This window comes from Methylobacillus methanolivorans (assembly GCF_054588515.1).
The window spans coordinates 472011-491646 of sequence record NZ_BAAILT010000002.1 but is presented as its reverse complement, the minus strand read 5'-3'; the positions used below and the strand labels follow the sequence as shown (position 1 = coordinate 491646).

Annotated in this window: 18 protein-coding genes; 4 read left to right on the top strand and 14 right to left on the bottom strand. The window is 53.6% G+C overall.

Annotated features, from left to right (window positions below; translation table 11 throughout):
* Positions 1–3 precede the first annotated feature (3 nt).
* Positions 4–1092 carry a GDP-mannose 4,6-dehydratase gene (gene gmd / locus LG202_RS03555; RefSeq protein ID WP_230347037.1) on the bottom strand — a complete coding sequence of 363 codons (1089 nt, stop codon included), beginning with the start codon at positions 1090–1092 and terminating at the stop codon, positions 4–6.
* A gap of 28 nt (positions 1093–1120) precedes the next feature.
* A complete protein-coding gene (locus tag LG202_RS03550) occupies positions 1121–1453 on the bottom strand; it encodes a MarR family EPS-associated transcriptional regulator (protein ID WP_230347036.1) in 333 nt (110 codons plus the stop codon).
* 133 nt (positions 1454–1586) lie between these two features.
* Here LG202_RS03550 and LG202_RS03545 point away from each other — a divergent pair, with 133 nt between their 5' ends.
* Both LG202_RS03545 and LG202_RS03540 read left to right on the top strand, forming a co-directional pair.
* Positions 1587–2285 carry an SDR family oxidoreductase gene (locus LG202_RS03545; protein WP_230347035.1) on the top strand — a complete coding sequence of 233 codons (699 nt, stop codon included), beginning with the start codon at positions 1587–1589 and terminating at the stop codon, positions 2283–2285.
* Entirely contained in the window at positions 2254–3369 is a 1116-nt protein-coding gene (locus LG202_RS03540) for a PA0069 family radical SAM protein (RefSeq protein WP_230347034.1), read from the top strand. The genes LG202_RS03545 and LG202_RS03540 overlap by 32 nt, the downstream gene beginning before the upstream one ends.
* Positions 3370–3425: 56 nt before the next feature.
* Here the strand turns inward: LG202_RS03540 and LG202_RS03535 are convergent, their stop codons facing one another.
* The 8 genes from LG202_RS03535 to typA form a co-directional block, all read right to left on the bottom strand.
* Positions 3426–3821: an RNA-binding S4 domain-containing protein gene (locus tag LG202_RS03535; protein WP_230347033.1), complete on the bottom strand. Its 396-nt coding sequence runs from the start codon at positions 3819–3821 to the stop codon at positions 3426–3428.
* Positions 3814–5964: a Lon protease family protein gene (locus LG202_RS03530; protein ID WP_230347032.1), complete on the bottom strand. Its 2151-nt coding sequence runs from the start codon at positions 5962–5964 to the stop codon at positions 3814–3816. Before LG202_RS03530 ends, LG202_RS03535 begins: the two co-directional genes overlap by 8 nt.
* A gap of 37 nt (positions 5965–6001) precedes the next feature.
* Positions 6002–6451 (bottom strand): molybdopterin synthase catalytic subunit MoaE, encoded by a 450-nt coding sequence (moaE, locus tag LG202_RS03525; protein WP_230347031.1) that lies wholly within the window; start codon positions 6449–6451, stop codon positions 6002–6004.
* Positions 6452–6703 (bottom strand): molybdopterin converting factor subunit 1, encoded by a 252-nt coding sequence (moaD, locus tag LG202_RS03520; RefSeq protein WP_230347030.1) that lies wholly within the window; start codon positions 6701–6703, stop codon positions 6452–6454.
* On the bottom strand, positions 6700–6879 hold the full coding sequence (locus tag LG202_RS03515) for a hypothetical protein (RefSeq protein WP_230347029.1): 180 nt from the start codon (positions 6877–6879) through the stop codon (positions 6700–6702). The genes moaD and LG202_RS03515 overlap by 4 nt, the downstream gene beginning before the upstream one ends.
* A gap of 4 nt (positions 6880–6883) precedes the next feature.
* On the bottom strand, positions 6884–8227 hold the full coding sequence (locus tag LG202_RS03510) for a DNA recombination protein RmuC (protein WP_459724439.1): 1344 nt from the start codon (positions 8225–8227) through the stop codon (positions 6884–6886).
* A 117-nt stretch (positions 8228–8344) separates the two neighbouring features.
* Entirely contained in the window at positions 8345–10066 is a 1722-nt protein-coding gene (locus tag LG202_RS03505) for a tetratricopeptide repeat protein (RefSeq protein WP_230347028.1), read from the bottom strand.
* Positions 10067–10313: 247 nt separating this feature from the next.
* Positions 10314–12122, bottom strand: coding sequence for a translational GTPase TypA (typA, locus tag LG202_RS03500; protein ID WP_230347027.1), 1809 nt, complete (start codon positions 12120–12122; stop codon positions 10314–10316).
* Between the two features lie 348 nt (positions 12123–12470).
* Here typA and LG202_RS03495 point away from each other — a divergent pair, with 348 nt between their 5' ends.
* Both LG202_RS03495 and LG202_RS03490 read left to right on the top strand, forming a co-directional pair.
* A complete protein-coding gene (locus LG202_RS03495; protein ID WP_230347026.1) occupies positions 12471–13859 on the top strand; it encodes a DEAD/DEAH box helicase in 1389 nt (462 codons plus the stop codon).
* Between the two features lie 39 nt (positions 13860–13898).
* Positions 13899–15287 (top strand): DEAD/DEAH box helicase, encoded by a 1389-nt coding sequence (locus LG202_RS03490; RefSeq protein ID WP_230347025.1) that lies wholly within the window; start codon positions 13899–13901, stop codon positions 15285–15287.
* Between the two features lie 46 nt (positions 15288–15333).
* Here LG202_RS03490 and LG202_RS03485 read toward each other — a convergent pair whose 3' ends face one another.
* From LG202_RS03485 to LG202_RS03470, 4 genes are read right to left on the bottom strand one after another with little or no spacing between them, the layout of a single operon-like run.
* Positions 15334–16551, bottom strand: coding sequence for an MFS transporter (locus tag LG202_RS03485; RefSeq protein ID WP_230347024.1), 1218 nt, complete (start codon positions 16549–16551; stop codon positions 15334–15336).
* A 58-nt stretch (positions 16552–16609) separates the two neighbouring features.
* A complete protein-coding gene (locus LG202_RS03480; protein ID WP_230347023.1) occupies positions 16610–17776 on the bottom strand; it encodes an LLM class flavin-dependent oxidoreductase in 1167 nt (388 codons plus the stop codon).
* A 21-nt stretch (positions 17777–17797) separates the two neighbouring features.
* A complete protein-coding gene (locus tag LG202_RS03475) occupies positions 17798–18499 on the bottom strand; it encodes a class II aldolase/adducin family protein (protein ID WP_230347022.1) in 702 nt (233 codons plus the stop codon).
* 44 nt (positions 18500–18543) lie between these two features.
* Complete coding sequence (locus LG202_RS03470; protein WP_230347021.1) at positions 18544–19629, bottom strand: ABC transporter substrate-binding protein; 1086 nt, start codon at positions 19627–19629, stop codon at positions 18544–18546.
* Between the last annotated feature and the right edge of the window lie 7 nt (positions 19630–19636).

Sequence of the window (19636 nt, the reverse complement as noted above, 5' to 3'; positions counted from 1 at the left end):
AGATTACTCGTTGTAGTCGTAGGCAGCAAAGCCGTGCTTTTTGACGAGTTCGTCACGCTGGGCACTCTTGAGGTCTTCACGCACCATTTCAGAGACAAGTTCCTGGAAGGTGGTCTTGGGGGTCCAGCCGAGTTTTTGTTTGGCTTTGGTCGGGTCACCCAGTAGGGTTTCGACTTCGGTAGGTCGGAAGTAGCGTGGGTCTACCTGGACGATGGCTTTGCCGTTGCTGTCATAGCCTTTTTCTTCGACGCCTTGGCCTTTCCAGGTGATGGCGATGTCGAGTTCCTTGGCAGCAGCATTGACGAAGTCACGAACGCTGTATTGCACGCCTGTGGCAATAACGAAGTCTTCTGGATGGTCTTGTTGCAGCATGAGCCATTGCATTTCGACGTAGTCTTTGGCGTGGCCCCAATCGCGTAGGGCATCAAGGTTGCCAAGGTAGAGACTGTCTTGCAGGCCGAGCTTGATACGAGCCAATGCACGGGTGATCTTGCGGGTAACGAAGGTTTCGCCACGCAACGGGCTTTCGTGGTTGAAGAGGACGCCGTTGCACGCGTAGATGCCATAGGCTTCGCGGTAGTTGACGGTTATCCAGTAGCCATAAAGCTTAGCCACAGCATAGGGGCTACGTGGGTAGAAAGGGGTCGTTTCTTTCTGCGGGACTTCTTGTACCAAGCCATAGAGCTCGGAAGTGGAGGCTTGGTAGAAGCGGGTCTTTTTTTCCAGGCCAAGGATACGGATGGCTTCGAGGATGCGCAAGGTACCGATGCCGTCGGCATTCGCAGTGTATTCGGGGGTCTCGAAGCTAACGGCTACGTGGCTCATGGCGGCGAGATTGTAGATTTCGTCTGGCTGGACTTGTTGGATGATGCGGATAAGGTTGGTGGAGTCGGTCAGGTCGCCGTAGTGCAGGATGAAGTTTTTGTTGTCGACATGCGGATCTTGGTACAGATGATCAATACGATCAGTATTGAACAAGGATGCACGGCGCTTGATGCCGTGAACTTCATAGTCTTTTTTCAAGAGAAACTCTGAGAGATAGGCTCCATCCTGACCGGTCACTCCGGTAATCAATGCGACTTTCTTTGTCATACCTTTATCCTGTTTAATTGTCATCTCCCTACTTCTCCACGTCGCTCGCTACCTCACTGCGCAACTCTTCAATTTCACTGGCCAGTTGCTGGTATTCCTTGATTTTTTCTTTGAGGAAATTGATGGTCACAGCGGCTTTATGCTCAATACCTGTTGGGGTCAGCACGTACATATAGGCCAGCTTGTTCTGACTGTTACGGAAGTTGGATACCTTGAGCAGGCCGACTTCAACCAATGCCTTCAGGCAATAATTGGTTTTCCCCAGACTAATGCTCAAGGCTTTAGCCAGCTCTCGCTGGCTGATGTCAGGCTTTTCCTGAACTAGCTTGAGTATCTTGTAACGATATTCGTCGGTGAGCATTGGAAATGAAATATTGAATACTTCGTTCAATTGATGAACGCAGTGTACCTAAACTCACATTAGCTCACAAGCCTGAAAAATTCACAGGCAAAATGGTATGCTAGAAACAAGCTATGACAAGGAGTTTTGACTTATGCCAACCGTATTGATCACTGGTGCCAATCGCGGCCTGGGCCTTGAGTTCACCAAACAATATGCCGAAGCTGGCTGGCAGGTATTGGCGTGTTGTCGCCAGCCGGAATCTTCGGAAGCACTATTGCAACTTGCTATGCAGTTCAAAGAGCTGGTTAGCGTACATCAACTGGATGTGGGTGACTTCCAGCAGATAGATAATCTGGCGGCATCCCTGGCAGACAAGCCAATTGATGTTTTGCTTAATAATGCAGGTATCTATCCTGATAGCCCGAACCAGGTATTTAGCGAAGCTGATTATGCCGCATGGATGGAGGCGTTCCGTATTAATGGCGTAGCACCGTTCAAGGTAGCACAGGCTTTTACGCCACACCTGCAACAAGGCACGCTCAAGAAACTGGTCAACATGACCAGCAAAATGGGTAGCATTGCCGACAACACCAGCGGTGGTAGCTACATCTACCGGTCTAGTAAAACAGCACTGAACATGATCAGCAAGAGCCTGTCTATCGAATTAGCAAAAGATGGCATTACTACCCTTCTATTGCATCCTGGCTGGGTATTAACGGATATGGGTGGGCCGAATGCGCTGATCAACACCGAGCAAAGTATCAGCGGCTTACGCAAAGTAATTGATCAGGCCACGATTGCCGATGCAGGCAAGTTTTATGCATATGATGGACAAGAAATCCCCTGGTAGTAACAACCCACATGACATGCCGCGCCCGCTTATCTACAAAGGGCGTGGCGCGATAAGCAACCATAGCGGCCGCTTCGAGAAGTTGCAGCATACGGATGCCGATGACGGCTGGGACAATCCAGAACAAGACTTGGCACCGATAGCCACCGAGGTGCTGATCGACAACACACGTAGCATCATCAACTGGAATAACTCGCCTGATGTTCCCTTTGATCGCTCGATCAATCCCTATAGAGGCTGCGAGCATGGATGCATCTATTGCTTTGCCCGCCCCAGCCACACCTATCTTGGCTTATCAGCTGGGCTGGATTTTGAGAGCAGGATTTTAATCAAGCCTGATGCAGCCAAGCTACTGCGCAAGGAGTTAAGCAACAAGCATTATCACTGCATGCCCATCGCCATGGGGACGAATACAGACCCATACCAACCACTGGAAAAACAGCAGCAAATCACACGGCAAGTGCTGCAAGTGTTGGCAGAGTTTCAGCACCCGGTGAGCATAGTCACCAAATCAGCCATGGTAGAACGTGATATTGATATTCTCGCTGAGATGGCCAGTGCAGGATTGGCGCAGGTTTTTATCTCTGTTACCACCTTGAGCAACAAACTCAGCCGCTCCCTTGAACCCAGAGCAGCTGCACCGCAACGCCGGCTGGAAACCATCAGGCGGTTACATGAGGCAGGTATTCCCACCGGGGTGATGACAGCGCCCATTATTCCTGTGCTGACTGACCTCGAGCTTGAGAAAATATTAACAGCAGCCCATGAAGCCGGTGCAACCAATGCGGGTTATGTGTTGTTACGGCTACCCTTGGAGGTTGCGCCTTTATTCGAGGAGTGGCTGATGCACCATTATCCACTCAAGGCCAATCATGTCATGAGCATCATCCGCCAAAGCCGTGATGGTAAAAACAATCAGGCTGACTTTCACGAACGCATGCGTGGTACCGGATTGTTCGCACATATGATCAGGCAACGGTTTAGCCTGATGACCAAGAAACTTGGGCTTAACAAGCGTAGCCTGGAGATGAACACTGCGCTCTTCAAACCACCCGAAAGGCCAGAGCAACTGGGGCTGTTTTAATCAGGTAGAGCTTTAACTACGTCTCTGATTTAATAGAGTGAAAGCAGCTAAAAAAACTACCAATCAATACCGGTGAATTTCTTGATATCACGGCGCTGGCGCTTGGTCGGGCGGCCCATCCCACGCTCACGCTGGCCATGCTCATGTTCACGTGTCACGGCCAGATTTTCCCGCTTGCTGATACTCTCGGGTGTTTCCTCATACAATAGCGCCGCTTCTGGCGCACCACGGCGTTGAGTGCTCAAGCCGCGCACCACCACTTCTACTTCCAGCTCTTTACGGCGGATATGAATTACCTGCCCAAGGCGAACTTCCTTGGCTGGCTTAGCACGGTCGCCATCCACATGTACTTTGCCACTATCCACAGCATCAGTTGCCAAGCTGCGCGTCTTGAAGAAGCGTGCCGCCCATAACCATTTGTCCAAGCGACACTTATTATCCTGCTCAGTCATGTGCAAGCCCTTGAGGCTGCTGGTTACGCTGGTAAATATCCCGATACACCTGCAAGCCTTGCTGTGCATGGCCCAGCACCGTGCCATCAGGGTAAGCGCCATCAGCATCTGCCACGCCCGCTGGCAGGTCGGTGAGTAACGCAATACCATCCAGCACATGCTCCATGGCGTAGATATGGAACATGCCATTCGTCACGGCATTGATAATATCCTGGTGCAATAGCACATGCCGCAGGTTGCTTGCAGGTAATAACACACCCTGCTCTCCATTCAGGCCCAGTTTTTCGCACAAGCGAAAATGGCCTTCAATCTTTTCATTGATGCCACCAATCGGCAGCACATCCCCATGCTGGTTCAAGGCGCCAGTCACCGCAATGCCTTGTGACAATGGCAAACCCGACAGGCTGGAAAGCAATGCATATAACTCTGCGCAAGAAGCAGAATCGCCTTCTACCCCGTGATACTCCTGCTCAAACACCAACGAGGCATTGAGAGAGAGCGGCGCTTGCGGGGTAAACATGGCTGCCAGCCAGTGTTGCAAAATAAACATGCCCTTGTCGTGCTGCGGCCCGGTGAGCTTAACCTCGCGATCTATATTAATCACGCCCTGCCGTCCAGGGTGGCAACGGGCGGAAATCTGTACCGGTGAACCAAACTCTGCATCACCCATATCAATATGCGTCAGACCATTAATACGGCCGACTGCCTGCCCCGTCACGGCAATCTTGATCTCGCCATCGAGAATAGAGTCACGAATTTGTTCCTCGGCATAGCTATGCCGATGTCGCATTGCCGCAAGGGCCAGCTCAACCTCTGCCACGTCAACGAGCTGATCATCGGCAACCAAAGCAGCCGCTTCCTGCACCAAGGGCAACCACGCCCCCAATGCAAGATTGACACGCGCTTGGTCCTCTTCCCACTCATGCAAGACTTGCAACAAGCGTGATACGGCAGCAGCTGTAAAGTGCGGCAACCCAGATTCAGCACAATAGCGCGCAAGATAGATAGCAAGCTGGCGATATAGCGCTGGCGTGGCCCTGGCATTGTCGGCAAACTCAACCTTGGTACGAAAATGCTCTAAAAAGGCTGGATGTTCTTCGTGCAAATGATAGTAATCGTCGCGGCTGGCAATCAGAATCAACTTAAAGTCTAATGGCAAAGCATCGGGGGTTAAGGTACTCAACGCTGCATTGCCTGAGGCACTGCCACTATCCTCGATCTGCAACTTGCGATTACGCAACACACGCCCCAGCTTTTCCAACAATGGATTCGCTCCAGATTGCTGATCGGCGAGAATATCTTCCAGATGCAAGATCAGCGCACCACCATTGGCCCGCAGCAGATTACCTGCTTTGAGTCGCATGAAATCAGGAAGGTGATCAGCCGAAGCTTCTATACCACCAAATAAGGACGCATGGCTGGGGTCATCGTCATACACAATGGGTGCCCCGCCAAGAGCATCATGGCTCAATAGCAGATTGACACGACAACGTCCGAGAAAAGCCTCAAGCATGTCGTCTGTTTCATTACTCGTGGCAAACAGGTCTGCATTATCAACCACCTCTTGCACCAGTCGCGCTGACCAGCGCTCAAACACAGCATGATCAATCAGGTTTGGCAATATCTGCTCGCGAATGGTTGCCAGTTCCTGCTCCAGAAAAGACTTCAGCTTGGCTGCGGGAACGCTGTCGCCATGCAAAGTCTCTGGCTGCCTCTCGGGGGATCGCTTGATCTGCAACAATGCCGGAATAGTGCGCAATTGCCTACGCACAAATTGCTCCAACAACTGGCGCAACTCAGCGCCTTTACCTGCTTGCAAGCGCAACAACAGCGGCTTTTCTGGCAGCAGGAAATTCTGCAGATAGACAAGATCAGGCGGCACAGGCTGCTGCTTCAGCATTTGCCCGACCACGCTCTTGAGCAATGAGGTACGCCCGGAAGCAGGCTCGCCAATAACCAACATGTGATAGCCAGGTTGTTGCATGCGCAGGCCGAAGCTAGCGGCGGACAATGCACGCTCCTGCCCAATCCAGGCCAGGTGATCGCTATCGATCTCGGTTAATAATTCAGCCGTGCTTGCAAAGCCCAGGCTGGTTGGATCAATGGATATATTGAGTTGTGGCGCTGTAAGCTTGCTTAACATTCAGATGGGAAAGTATGAGATTGAGGTTGTAAAGTAATTATTGCCAGCGTTCGCGTGCAGCGTAGTCACTCGCACGTTCATCCAGCCACTTGGCTCCTTCTGGCGTGACTTCCTTCTTCCAGAATGGCGCTTCGGTTTTAAGGTAATCCATGATGAATTCGCAGGCAGCAAAAGCGTCGCCTCTATGGGCACTTGCGACTATCACCAGCACGATTTGTGCCTGTGGTGGCAAGGTACCAATGCGATGGATGACGAGAGCATCAAATATATGCCAGCGTTGCCTGGCTTGCACAACAATTGCATCCAGGGACTTTTCGGTCATCCCGGGATAATGCTCCAGCGTCAGGCTCGCCACGGATTGACCGTCATTCAGGTCGCGTACTTGTCCAGTGAAGGAAACTACAGCCCCTGCCTGGGGGTATTGCAAGCGTAGCCGGGTGATTTCTGTCCCAACGTCAAAATCTTCTTGCTGTACGCGCACCATCATCTAGCCCCCTGTCACAGGTGGAAAAAATGCCACCTCATCACCAGGCTGTACGAGCATCGTTTCCGGCACCAACACTTGGTTAACAGCTGCACGCAAACTGGCATTGCCAGCAAATTGCTGCTGCCAAACACTGCCACGCATGGCCAATTTTTGCTTCAGTTCAGCAACTGTACCTGGCTCCTGCCAGTCCAGGCTTTCGCCATCACTGCCCAACGCCTCACGTAGCCTGGCAAAGTACAGCAACTGGATCATGCGCCGGTCACATCCTGATCGGTCACCGGACCGCGCTTGCCGTTGATGGCATCCATCATCAGCATCAATAATTTTTGCTTGTGCTCTTCGTTGTCCATCAAGCTGGAACTGAAGGTAATGCCAAATTTGCTGGCATATTGCTGGATCAGCATGATCAAGCCTTGTTCATCACTCATGTTACTACTCCTCTAGATCGTTATCCGGTAACGCCAGGCCCTGCGCCTCGCCTTCGAGCTCTACGCGCTCAATCTGCGCAAAGCGGCGCGAGATTTTCTGGCTTGTGGTGTGCACATCCTGCACATCCTCATGGGCTTGGCGAATGTGGTCAGCAAGCTTCTTCATGCGCACATCGAAGCGCGAAAACTCCTTGGAAAGTTTGCCCAGCTCATCCTTGATGATATGCACCTGCTTGCGGGTTTCCACATCCTTGAGCACTGCACGTGCTGTATTCAGTACTGCCATCAGCGTTGTAGGCGACACCACCCATACCCGACGACTCATCGCATAATCAACTAGGTCAGGATGATAAGCATGAATCTCGGCAAACACGGCTTCCGCAGGGATGAACATCACCGCTCCGTCTGACGTCACATTCGGGATGATGTACTTGCTGGCAATATCATCCACATGCTTTTTGACATCAGCCTTGAACTGACGTTGCGCCGTCACACGCTCGGCATCAGTGATGTCACGATCCAGCATGCGATGATAATTTTCCAGCGGGAACTTGGAATCAACCGCCACCGTGCCTGTAGGCTCAGGCAGGAACAACGCGCAATCTACCCGCGTACCGTTGCCCAGCATATGCTGCATGGCATAGGAAGTGACAGGTAATACATTACGTACCAAGGCTTCTAGTTGCACTTCGCCAAAAGCGCCGCGTGAACGCTTGTCACCCAGTAGCTCTTGCAGGCTCACTACATTGGTCGTCAAGCCATCAATTTTTTTCTGTGCCTCGTCGATAGTAGCAAGGCGTTCCATGACGCGCACGAAGGTATCGTTGGTTTTCTTGAAACCTTCATCCAGGCGCTCTGACACCTTGCCGCCAATTTGCTCCAGGCGACCATCTACCGTCTTGGTCAACGCCTCAATACTATTGGTAAGTTGGGTAGTCGCCTTGAGCATCGTATCCTGAATCAACGCCTGCTCTGCCTTGCCCTGCTCTGCCAGTGTCACATGCAGACGTTCCAGCATCGTCTCACGCGTGTGAGCCAGGCTTTCCGTCTGGCTCAACTCCAGCACCTTCATGGCATCACGTGTTTGTTGCAGCTCTTGCGCTACTGCAGCACGCAAGCGCTCGGCTTGTTCATTTGAGGATTGATTCAGGCGATCGCCCAATTTGTTGAGGCCATCATTGAGGTCGCGCAGCATCTCGCGGTGCTTTGCCTCGAGTTGCTGCAGCAATTGCTGACTGGCATTAGCGCTATTCAACTGACGATAGGCAAGCCAGAGCAGAATAATCAGTGAGACTAGCGCGGCGATGAGAAGCAATGTATCTATCATAGGGATGGAATTATAGCGCATCCCTCGCCAGCCAGCCGCCATGCATCCGGCAGTTAGCCAAAAACCCACTGAGAAAAATGGTCGCCCCGGGCTAGGTCAGGGAAAGCAAGGAGAATCCCGGAGCAACCAGCAAACTGGCTAGACCACCAAACGCAGTGACCAGGCCGCTATCTCGGCAATTTCCGCCACAACCAGGTTGAACGCTGTAAACAGCAGCACTTTCATGCTATTGAAGCTTAATGCCTTTTGTGCAAATGTTGTCGCTGGCTTGATATCAAACGCAATACAAATGCGCTCTTCGTCAGAGTGAAACGGAATGGTGCGATGAAATAACGAGGAGGGAAACAGCACGATATCCCCCACGACTGGCTTGATTGTCTTGGCCGGAAAATCATCATGCAACTTGGGGTAGTCATCGCCATGGGTGCTGAATTCAATGCAACCATCATGCTGTCCCTGCACTTGCTGCGGCAGCGCCAGATATACACATCCACTCAGCCAGCCGATCTCATGAATATGCGAAGTAAGATGCCCACCCTGACGCATACGCACATACCAGGAGCTTGCAAACTCTACCTGTTCAGGAAAGTGTCGCATGAGATCGCAATTCTGCCCCTTAAACTGCTCCGCATAGGCAAGCACTTCCGCACGAATCAAATCTGCCAATTCGCAGAATGCATCTTCCTTGCGCTTGAACAGATTACCCGCGGACTGCATCCCATGATGCAACCGTCCTTGCTTGCGCTCGGCAATCTCGGTCAGGTTGATGTCTCTCAGCAATTGCTCCAGTAGCGGGCTATCCGGTTCGGCTAATGCCTTGATACTCCGATGGAATACATAATCCATGGGCTGCTTGCAAAAGCGATAGCTATCATCGATATGAAAATTGGTCGCGTAATGCGTGGACAAGGTCGCCAGGAATGGTGATACATGCTCTTTTACCTCAAGCATCGGTATCAAGCGGCGGCGAAAAATCTCGTACTGTTCGGATTTGTACAGGCAATAGAGAATGCGCTCCTGCCAATCCTCCTGACGTGCATCCTCAAAATACGGAATAGCCTCAATGAACTTCCCGGCATCATAGAGAAATTGCGCCATATTGAACGAGGCAGCTTGGTGGCCTGGCTGCATGCGTAACGCCTGCAGATAGCAAGCCACTGCATTTTCCATATTTCCCTGATCCCGGAACACCTCACCGAGATTATTGTGAGCATCAGGATAATTTGGCTGCATAACAATCGCCTGGCGATAATGCGACACAGCTTGCTCCAAGGCACCGCGGTCACGCAATGCAGTCGCAAGATTGAAATGCCCCAAGGCATGGTCAGAAATTGCCAGTGATTGACGATAACATGCAATCGCATCATCAAGATGCCCCTGCTGTTGCAAGGCAGTACCCATGGCACCATAAGCTTCAAAAAACCCTGGCTCGATAACCACAGCTTGCCGGTAATGTTTGATGGCATCTTCCAGCAACTGCTTTTTTTGTAGTAGTGCCGCCAGGTTGAAATGCGCAACAGCCAAGCCGGGGCTGATCGCAATCGCTCGCTGATAAGCGGTCATCGCCTCATCATCTCGCCCAAGCTGCGACAACACCGACCCCAGGTTAAAATGCATTTCAGAAATAGCTGGGTTAATGGCTAGCGCCCTGCGATAGCTTTGTACCGCTTCTTCAAACTTACCTTGTCCTTCCAACGCGACACCCAATACGTTGTAGACTACCAACGCGGAGGGATATTGCTTGATCAAGGCACGGGCTTTTGCTTCCGCCGATTGAAGTTGGCCCGTATTGTATAGGTTGAAAAGCGCGTGCACTTCTCCCTGCCCAGGCTGCCTCGCCGTCTGCACACCTTGCTTCATTGCACATCTCCATAGTCCATTATATGCATTGCAGCTCTGATGGCTGCTCATGCAAAACCGTCCCGCTGAGCGGGGCCGGGCTATATACAATTTTGTATATACATGTGCATTCTGCATGAAGGCATACCCCCATGGCAATAGTTGTTGTTACAATTTTGAAACAATTTTAGCACGGCTTGTCATCTCGACGCCTGAAAAGAAAAAACCCCGGCAAGCCGGGGTTTTCTGGGAAACATACTAAGGAAGTTTAATCCTTAGCCGCACGCTTGCGCTCATGCTCCAGCAGGTGACGCTTACGGATACGGATGTTCTTAGGTGTGATTTCCACCAATTCATCATCATCAATAAACTCAACAGCAGATTCCAGAGTCAACTGCACTGGCGGGATCAAACGTACAGCTTCGTCAGTACCGGACGCACGCACGTTAGTGAGTTGCTTACCCTTGATCGGGTTAACGATCAAATCATTGTCACGGCTATGGATACCAATGATCATGCCTTCATACAGCTTGTCGCCAGGTACGGAGAACATGCGACCGCGATCCTGCAACTTCCACAGCGCATAAGCGACTGCATCACCCTGCTCAGAAGAAATCAGTACACCGTTACGGCGACCAGGCATATCAGCCTTGACAGGCGCGTACTCATCAAAAATATGCGCCATCAGGCCTGTACCGCGGGTCATAGTAAGGAATTCGCTCTGGAAACCGATCAGGCCACGCGCTGGAATCTTGTATTCCAGGCGGGTACGACCATTACCGTCGGATTCCATATTCTGCAATTCGCCACGACGGCGGCCTAGCTCTTCCATCACAGCGCCCTGGCAGTCATCTTCCAGGTCAACCGTCAGGATTTCATAAGGCTCACACTTCTGGCCATCAATATCACGGTACACTACGCGAGGCTTACCTACAGCAATTTCATAGCCTTCACGACGCATGTTTTCCAGCAAGATGGTCAAGTGCAACTCACCACGGCCAGACACACGGAATATGTCAGCATCGGCTGTATCTTCCACCTTGAGCGCTACGTTGGTCAGCAGTTCCTTGGTCAAGCGATCACGGATCTGACGGCTAGTCACGAACTTGCCCTCGGTACCGGCCAGTGGTGAAGTGTTCACCATGAAGTCCATGGTCAGGGTAGGCTCATCCACGGCAAGGATAGGCAGGCCGACAGGATTGTCACGGTCAGCCACGGTCACACCAATACCTATTTCCTCGATACCGGAAATAATAACGATATCACCAGCCTCAGCTTCTTCTACCTGCACACGCTCCAAACCACGGAAACCCAGTACCTGGTTAATACGGCCTTGGGCAACTTGCTCGTCACCCTTCATCACGGAAACTACCTGACCAGGCTTAATACGGCCATTACGGATGCGGCCCACGCCCAAACGACCAGTGTAAGTAGAGTAATCTAGTGCAGAAATCTGTAGTTGCAATCCGGCATTGCTATCACCTGCAGGCGGCTGCACGTGGCTAAGGATGGTCTCAAACAAGGGACGCATATTGTCCGACTCTTGCTTCAGATCCATCTTTGCAAAGCCGTTCAGGCCGGAAGCGTAGACAACTGGGAAATCGAGCTGCTCATCTGTTGCGCCCAAGTTGGCGAACAGGTCGAAAGTCTGGTTGATCACCCAGTCAGGGCGCGCACCGGGACGATCCACCTTATTAATCACAACAATAGGACGCAAGCCAAGTGCAAGCGCCTTCTTGGTGACGAAGCGAGTCTGAGGCATCGGTCCTTCTACGGAATCAACCAACAGCACAACGCCATCCACCATGCCCAATACGCGCTCAACTTCACCACCAAAGTCAGCGTGGCCTGGTGTATCAACAATATTAATGTGCGTGCCTTCGTAATTGACGGCGGTATTCTTGGCTAGGATGGTAATACCGCGTTCCTTTTCAATATCTCCCGAATCCATGACACGTTCTGAAACCTGCTGGTGGGCGGCAAATGTGCCAGCCTGTTGCAGGAGCTTGTCCACCATGGTGGTCTTGCCATGATCAACGTGAGCGATGATGGCGATATTACGAAGGGCGCGCGACATGTGTAATTACTCTATTGGCGAAAAAGTGCGCGATTTTAACACAGAGTTGATTAAATCCGCGTGAAAACCTTTGACAAATTAAGGACAAGCTATATACTGCCGGTCTGATTCAATTCAGACGAATTGATGATTCATCGCCCTAGCCTCTCGAAGCCTGTGCAATTTTACGGCTCTCTTGTATTTGTTACCGGTTAGTGGCTATGCCCGTGCGCCGGTAAGAATGCTAAAAAAATTTTAGTCATTGCGCCTAATACTGATACTGCCCACCAGGCAGGGTCACTATGGCTGCTTGCGCCCTTTTGGGCCTTGAACTCAAGGCCTTGTCAGTTTTCCTTGAAAGGGAATTTTGTGTCTTTTGAAAGCTTGAACCTACACCCATCCATCCTGCGTGCATTAACCGAGGCTGGCTACAACTCTCCTACCCCTATCCAAGCCCAGGCAATTCCTGAAGTGCTGGAAGGTCACGACCTGATGGCCTCTGCCCAGACCGGCACTGGCAAAACCGCAGCATTTACCCTGCCAGCACTCAACCTGCTGGCAACACCACACCCAGCCAAGAGCCGTGGCCCACGCATCCTGGTATTGACGCCAACACGTGAACTGGCCGCTCAGGTCAATGAAGCCGCACGTAAGTATGGTAAGTTCCTGCGCGCTCGTACTGTCAGCATCGTCGGCGGCATGCCATACCCGCTGCAAAACAAGCTGCTGTCACAACCGATTGATATCCTGGTCGCTACTCCTGGCCGTCTGCTGGATCACATGGAGCGTGGCCGCATTGACATGTCCCGCCTGCAGATGCTGATCCTTGACGAAGCTGACCGCATGCTGGATATGGGCTTCATGCCCGATATCGAGCGTATTTCCTCTGCATTGCCTGGTGAGCGCCAGACATTGATGTTCTCTGCCACTTTCGAAGGCCAGATTGCTAACATCGCCAAGACTTTGCTCAAGAATCCTAAGGTAATCCAGATTGCTGCAGTCAAGGAAAAGCATGCCAACATCGAGCAGAAGCTGCTGTTCGTTGATGACATGGCACATAAAAACAAATTGCTGGAGCATTTGTTGATTGCACCTGAAGTTAATCAAGCCATCGTGTTCACTTCAACCAAGCGTCACGCAGACTTGCTGGCAGAAGATTTGTACGCCGCAGGCCACAAGTCAGCCGCCTTGCATGGCGACATGACCCAAGGCGCGCGTAACCGTACCCTGACCAAGCTGCGTCATGGCGATGTGCGTGTATTGGTAGCCACGGATGTGGCGGCACGTGGTATCGACGTACATGGCATCACGCATGTGATTAATTATGATCTGCCAAAATTTGCAGAAGATTATGTTCACCGTATCGGTCGTACTGGCCGCGCCGGCAACACAGGCACGGCTTTGTCTTTCGCCTCCCACATGGATAGGCACCAGTTGCGCAAGATCGAGCAATACACCGGCCAGCGTCTGGAAATTTCCGTAGTTGAAGGCCTGGAGCCTAAGCGCCCAGCGCCTCGTATGGAGCGCAACGACAAGCCACGCAGTGGTCGCCCTGGTCAACGCCCAGGTGGTAATGGCGGCGGCTATAAGTCTCGTGGACAAGGCTTTGGCAACCGCGACGGTCAACGTGACGGCAATCGCTCAGAAGGCCGTACCTTTGGTGACCGTGCTGCCAGTGGCCGCACCGATGCCAACCGTGCGCCAGCCAAGCGTCATGATGGTGATCGTCCAGCACGCCGCCCACGTAGCTTTGCCTAATCGTATCGTTAATTTGTGACCACTCAACCTGAAGACAACGTGAATACAGACACTATCAGCTTTGCATCACTCAACCTCGCGCCTGAATTATTGAAGGCGCTGGATGAGTCAGGCTACACCACCCCAACGCCAATCCAGGCCCAGGCAATTCCTGTGGTGCTTGAGGGTGGTGACCTGATGGCAGGAGCACAAACCGGCACCGGAAAAACCGCTGCCTTTACCCTGCCCTTGCTACAAAAACTGCTTCCGCTCGCCAGCACCAGTGCCTCTCCCGCGAGACACCCGGTTCGCGCACTGATACTTGCGCCAACCCGCGAACTGGCGATCCAGGTGGAAGAAAGTGTCAAGGCTTATGCCAAACATACGCCATTGCGTTCACTCGTTGTTTTCGGTGGAGTTGACATCAAGACCCAGACCCCATCCCTTATGAAAGGGGTGGAGATTCTGGTGGCAACGCCAGGCCGCCTACTTGACCACGTTGAGCAACGCACCGTGCAACTTAGCCAAGTGCAGATGCTGGTACTGGATGAAGCTGACCGCATGCTGGATATGGGCTTTATGCCCGACCTAAAGCGCATTCTTGCCTTGCTACCGAAGAAGCGCCAGAACCTCATGTTCTCTGCCACTTTTTCACCAGAAATCAAGAAGCTCTCCGAAGACTTCCTGAGCAAGCCCACATTGATCGAAGTTGCACGCAGCAATGCGACTTCTGAAAACGTTACACAAAAAATCCTGTTGGTGGAGACCGAGCACAAACAGCATGTATTAGCTGAATTGCTACGCAAGGAAGCTACCCAGGTTATCGTCTTCACCAAGACCAAACTATCGGCCAGTCGTTTGGCACGCCACTTGGAGCGTGAAGGCATTGCAGCCGGTGCGATCCATGGCGACAAGAGCCAACTTGAGCGCATCCAGGCGCTGGATGCCTTCAAGCAAAACAAGATCACGGCATTAGTTGCTACTGATGTTGCCGCGCGCGGCCTGGATATTGATCAGTTACCCATGGTGATCAATTACGAATTGCCTAGCGCTGCCGAAGATTATGTCCACCGCATTGGTCGTACCGGTCGCGCAGGCGCATCCGGGATTGCCATCTCTCTGGTGGCAAGCGAAGAAGAAAAATTCCTCAAGGAAATCGAAAAGCTCATCAAGCGTGAACTCCCCAAGGAACAAGCCGGTGTTCCCCAGTCTTTACGTCATAGCCACGATGGCCAGCGCGATCGACATGACAGTCAACGCACAAGAGCACCTAGCGCCCCTACTCACTCTAGCCCACGTCCGCGCATGGCACCGCGAAACAAGGAAGATGAGTGGTTCTTCAAACCTTATGAGCCATCCACCGATGCCCCAGCTCCCAAGCCCATGCACTCCAGGGAAAAATCGAAGAAAGAAATCCCAGCATTGCTTGGCGGCTTGAATCGCAAGTAATAAAAAAGCGCCTCATGGCGCTTTTTTATTACCCTTCCATCCCTTGTCACTTTCTCGCCAACCATGCCGCCAATAGCAACATGGTGAACAAGGCCAAGGTAAAGGCTACCGGGCTGGTCCACATGGCCAGCGACAGGCCAAAGCGGTCTGACAAGGCACCCACCAATTCCGTGATCATCAGGTTGGCAGCGACTGTCATGACCGATACCTTGATGGCGAGCGCAGTGCCGCGCAGGTTGGCCGGCACGACTTCAAACAGGAACAGGACATGCAGGGCAAACCCGGCTGTGGCAAATAATACATTGAGGGCATACCAGAATTTTGCCTGCGCCAGGGTATCGGCCAACAAGGCAGGAACACCGGTTGCAATGCACAGCAGCAAGCTGACCGCACTCCACAGGGGATAGGCAGACACACCGCGCGTTTTCAACAACCGGGCAACACCAAAGCCACCGACGACAGGGCCAATCAGGCCAAAGATCAGGTATGCGAAACCCCAGAATGCGGCAGCCTCGCTATTGGGGATGTCGAATGCCCGGTGCAGGTGCGTCGCCCCCCAGAAGCTGGCGGTCCCCCGGCCCACCTCCAGCAAGGTATCTGCCAGGATCATCAATAAAAACGCCGGCATCCTGATCAGGGCACGAATATCGGTGCTGCTGGGTTTGGGGGGATGATCCTGCGGATCGCGGTAAGCCTGCTGTACCGGCTCACGCATGAAAAACAGGATGACGGCCAGGATGAGGCCGGGGACGCCGGAGATAAAGAAGGCCGTGCGCCAGCCATGGGACTGCGCAATGGCGCTACCAGCAATCAAGGCCAGGGAGTATCCCATGGGCCCGACGATGGAAATGACGGTAAACGCGATTTTCTTATGGCCGGAAGCAAAGCTATCGGCCACCCAGCTGGATGCCAGGCTGTTGTGCGCGCCCTCGCCCGCACCAACTAGCACACGCCACAGCAGCAGGCTGAACAAGCCGGTTGCAAGACCAGACCCCAGCGAGGCCACAGACCACAATAACAAGGCACCGATGATAATGGGCTTGCGCTTGCCTCTATCGCCCAGAAAGCCAAACAGCGGCCCGAGCAATGCATAGGTATAGGTAAATGCCATCATGGCCCTGGCCACTTCCTGGTCGCTCAATTGCAGATCCAGTTTCACCGGGGTGATCAGGGGGGCAATCATGAAACGATCCAGGGTGGATACCATGGCCAGAAGAGAAAAGAACACCAGCACGAACCAACGATTGTTTATCAGACTCTGCAAGACGATACACTCCTGGTCACGGGGGAAACATCACGGCAATAGCTCATCGCGGCCTTTCTCATGCTAGCACTGGCGGCTCATGGTCCAGCTCAAGCAAGGGCAGCAATAGCTCAGCCACGTAACCCGCCTCTTCATTCAGGGGCCAGCCAGAAAGAATAAAGGCCTCGATGCCGAGATCATGCTGCAGCTCGCGCATGCGGGCTGCCACTTGCTCTGCACTGCCGACCAGATATGTGCCGCCGCCGGTATCCTGCACATCGAACTGCGACCACACAGCCAGCCCGGCATACAGATTGGGGGCGATCTCCAGTTCTTCCAGGGTAGGCAGGCGCCCGGCCTTAAGGGCATCAATCCTGGCCTGCACCTTGGGGTCGTCGTGCTTGAGTGCTTCCAGACCGCCTTCAATACCGCGCTGTATCAGGCTGGTATCAATCTGCTCAGCCAGGCGCTGGGCATCGGTATGCTGCAATTGCCAACGCAGGTGCGCCTTGGCTTCTTCTTCGGTCTCGCGCACGATGACACTGGCCAGGGTGCCGATGCGCAGATTGCGCCCAAGCTCGGCGGCACGCGTTCTCGCTGCCTCGATCTGCGGCCTCAGCCGTTCCGGATGCTGGAGGAAAGTCAGGTAAGTGTCCACCACTTGTGCGGCATGCTCTATACCGGCCTCAGAAGCTCCCGCACCCCACAGAGGAATGGAGGGCAGCTGGATGGGGCCGAGCGGGAGCTGCGTGGGGGGGAAGGCATTGTTTTCATCGCGCTTGGGTAAGCCCTTATGTGCGAGATATTGCCCTTGGTGGCTCACATTTTCGCCCGCATACAATTGCCGGAACAGCTTCCAATACTCCGCACTCATCGCATAGCGTTCATCGCGCTCGATAAACACGCCATACCTCGCCAGCACGGTATCGGTACCGTTTACCAGGTTCAGCAGCAAGCGACCACCGGAATAATCATCGAAAGTCAGCGCTTGTTGTGCCAGCAAGGCCGGCGGCGTCACGCCGGGATAGATGGGGATCAGCAGACGCAGTTGCTCGGTCACGGCGATCAACGATGCAGCCGTTACCAGCACATCATGGGCATAGGTGCCGATCAGGGCCCCATAGAAACCGGCACGATCGATATAGGCCGCCAGGCGACGCAGGCGATGATGATCCACCTCGTAGCGTCCTTCTGCATGCCAGGGAAAACGCCCATCCACCGGGCTGATGTACCACAAGACCTTCATGAAACTATCCTTTTGCCTGTATTAATTAGGGGAAACAATCTGGGGTGCCGGTGCACGCAATCCGGCCTGGATCGCTTCATAGGCATCGGGAGGCAAGCGCTTGATGCCACCGAGCTGTTCGGCCAGCAGCAGGATCTTGGCTCCCTCTTCAAAGAAGACGGCATGGCGTGTTGCCTCGACGATACTGTCGCCGAAGATAAAAGCACCATGATTGGCATGCAGCACCGCAGGAACATCGGGCTTTTCCTGCAGGATGTTGGCAATGGTCGTGCCGTCGTAGCGCGTACTCCAGGCAGCCACGGGAATTTCGTCGCGAATGCCAAACCTGGGCAGGGAAATATGGTGATTCTGCAATGGCCGCTCAGCCACGGAATAAGCCGCCAGATAGGTCGAATGGGTGTGGATCGCCGCCTGTACATCGGGCCGGGTCTGGAAAATGGCAATATAGATAGGCACGACTTCCAGCAAGCTATGGTTGAACTCGCCATGCAGCACCTCGCCCTTGAAGTTGAGGATCACCACCCCGGCACGCTTACTGGATAAAGGGCTCTGGAAGCCGCCAATCGCCAGCTGGTCATCCGCGCCCGGCACGCGCCAGGCACCGTTGCCGATCAGGGTGGGATAGACGCCGGTTTCACGAAAAATGCGAGAGGCCTCGATGAGCTCGCGATCCACATATTGGCTGAATGCCAGCTTGTCTGTCGGCAATGTCTTGCTTGTCATGATGCGTTCCTTAATAGAGTGAAATTAGTGTCGGGTAAACCGGCTCAAGCGACACGCCTGGCAAACAAGGCCTGTGCCTGTTGCAACGGGTGCGGGTCCAACCAGTCGTCCACGGAAAAATCTGCAGGCAGCAAGCCCAGGTGCAGCAAGTAATCCTTTTGCGCCTTGAGCGCCGCTATCTTGTAAGCATCAAAATCCAGCGCCAAGCTGCTGGCAATATCCTGGCCAAATGCTGCCGAGGCGATGGTTTCTGCGGTGGATTGCTCTTTGGCAATCAGGCGCAGGGCTTCTTCGTTATGGCCGGCTGCCCAGTGATTCGCCTGCAAGATGCGCAGCAGTATCCTCTCCAGCAGCGCGGGATGTTGCTCGATCAGGGAGCGGCTCACCGCAAACGTCAGCGGTGTGCTGTTGTTCGCACGCGCTGGCAAATCCAGGTCCGCCAGGTCGAATACCCGCTGCAGGCCGAAGAAGAACTCCATCTGCGGTGTAGGCGAGCCTATGGTGCCGGAGGCAATGGCATCGACCTCGCCGCGAATCAGGGGAAACAGCAATTCGCTATACCGCCCTACGGCCCCCGTTGGCGGCGTGCATGCGCCCCCGCCTGTCGCCAGGCTGCTCAAGCGGTCGGCGACGAAGCGCCGGCGGATGACCTGCTCGACCAGGACGACATCATCCAAGCCCAGGCCCACCGACTGCAAGGCTTGCTCATAGGTGCGCAAGGCAGTGGCATAGACGAAATCGATGTCTTCATCCGGGCGGCGTTGCAGCAGGAGACGCTTGCCCTTGAGGTCTGCGGCGCAGCGGATGCCCGAGCCAGGCAAGGCCAGGACGGTTTGCGGGCCACGCACGAAGGACAGGCCGATGACCTTCGTATCCGCACCATTGGCCCTGGCCCAGATCGCGGGGATATTGCCGCCATGGCGCAGCGAGTTGTCCAGAGTGTGGGTAAAATGCGATTGCAGTATCTGCGGCTGGGTCGCACTTTGCAACAAGCGCAACTCGGCAGCCTGATCGCCGGCAAACTCCCGCTCCAGCAAACCGAGATGGATGGCAAGCCCCATTCCGGTCGGCACCGGGCAACGGGTGTACCAGACCGTCACACGCGGGTTCTGTGCATCCACTTGCGCCATCGATGGC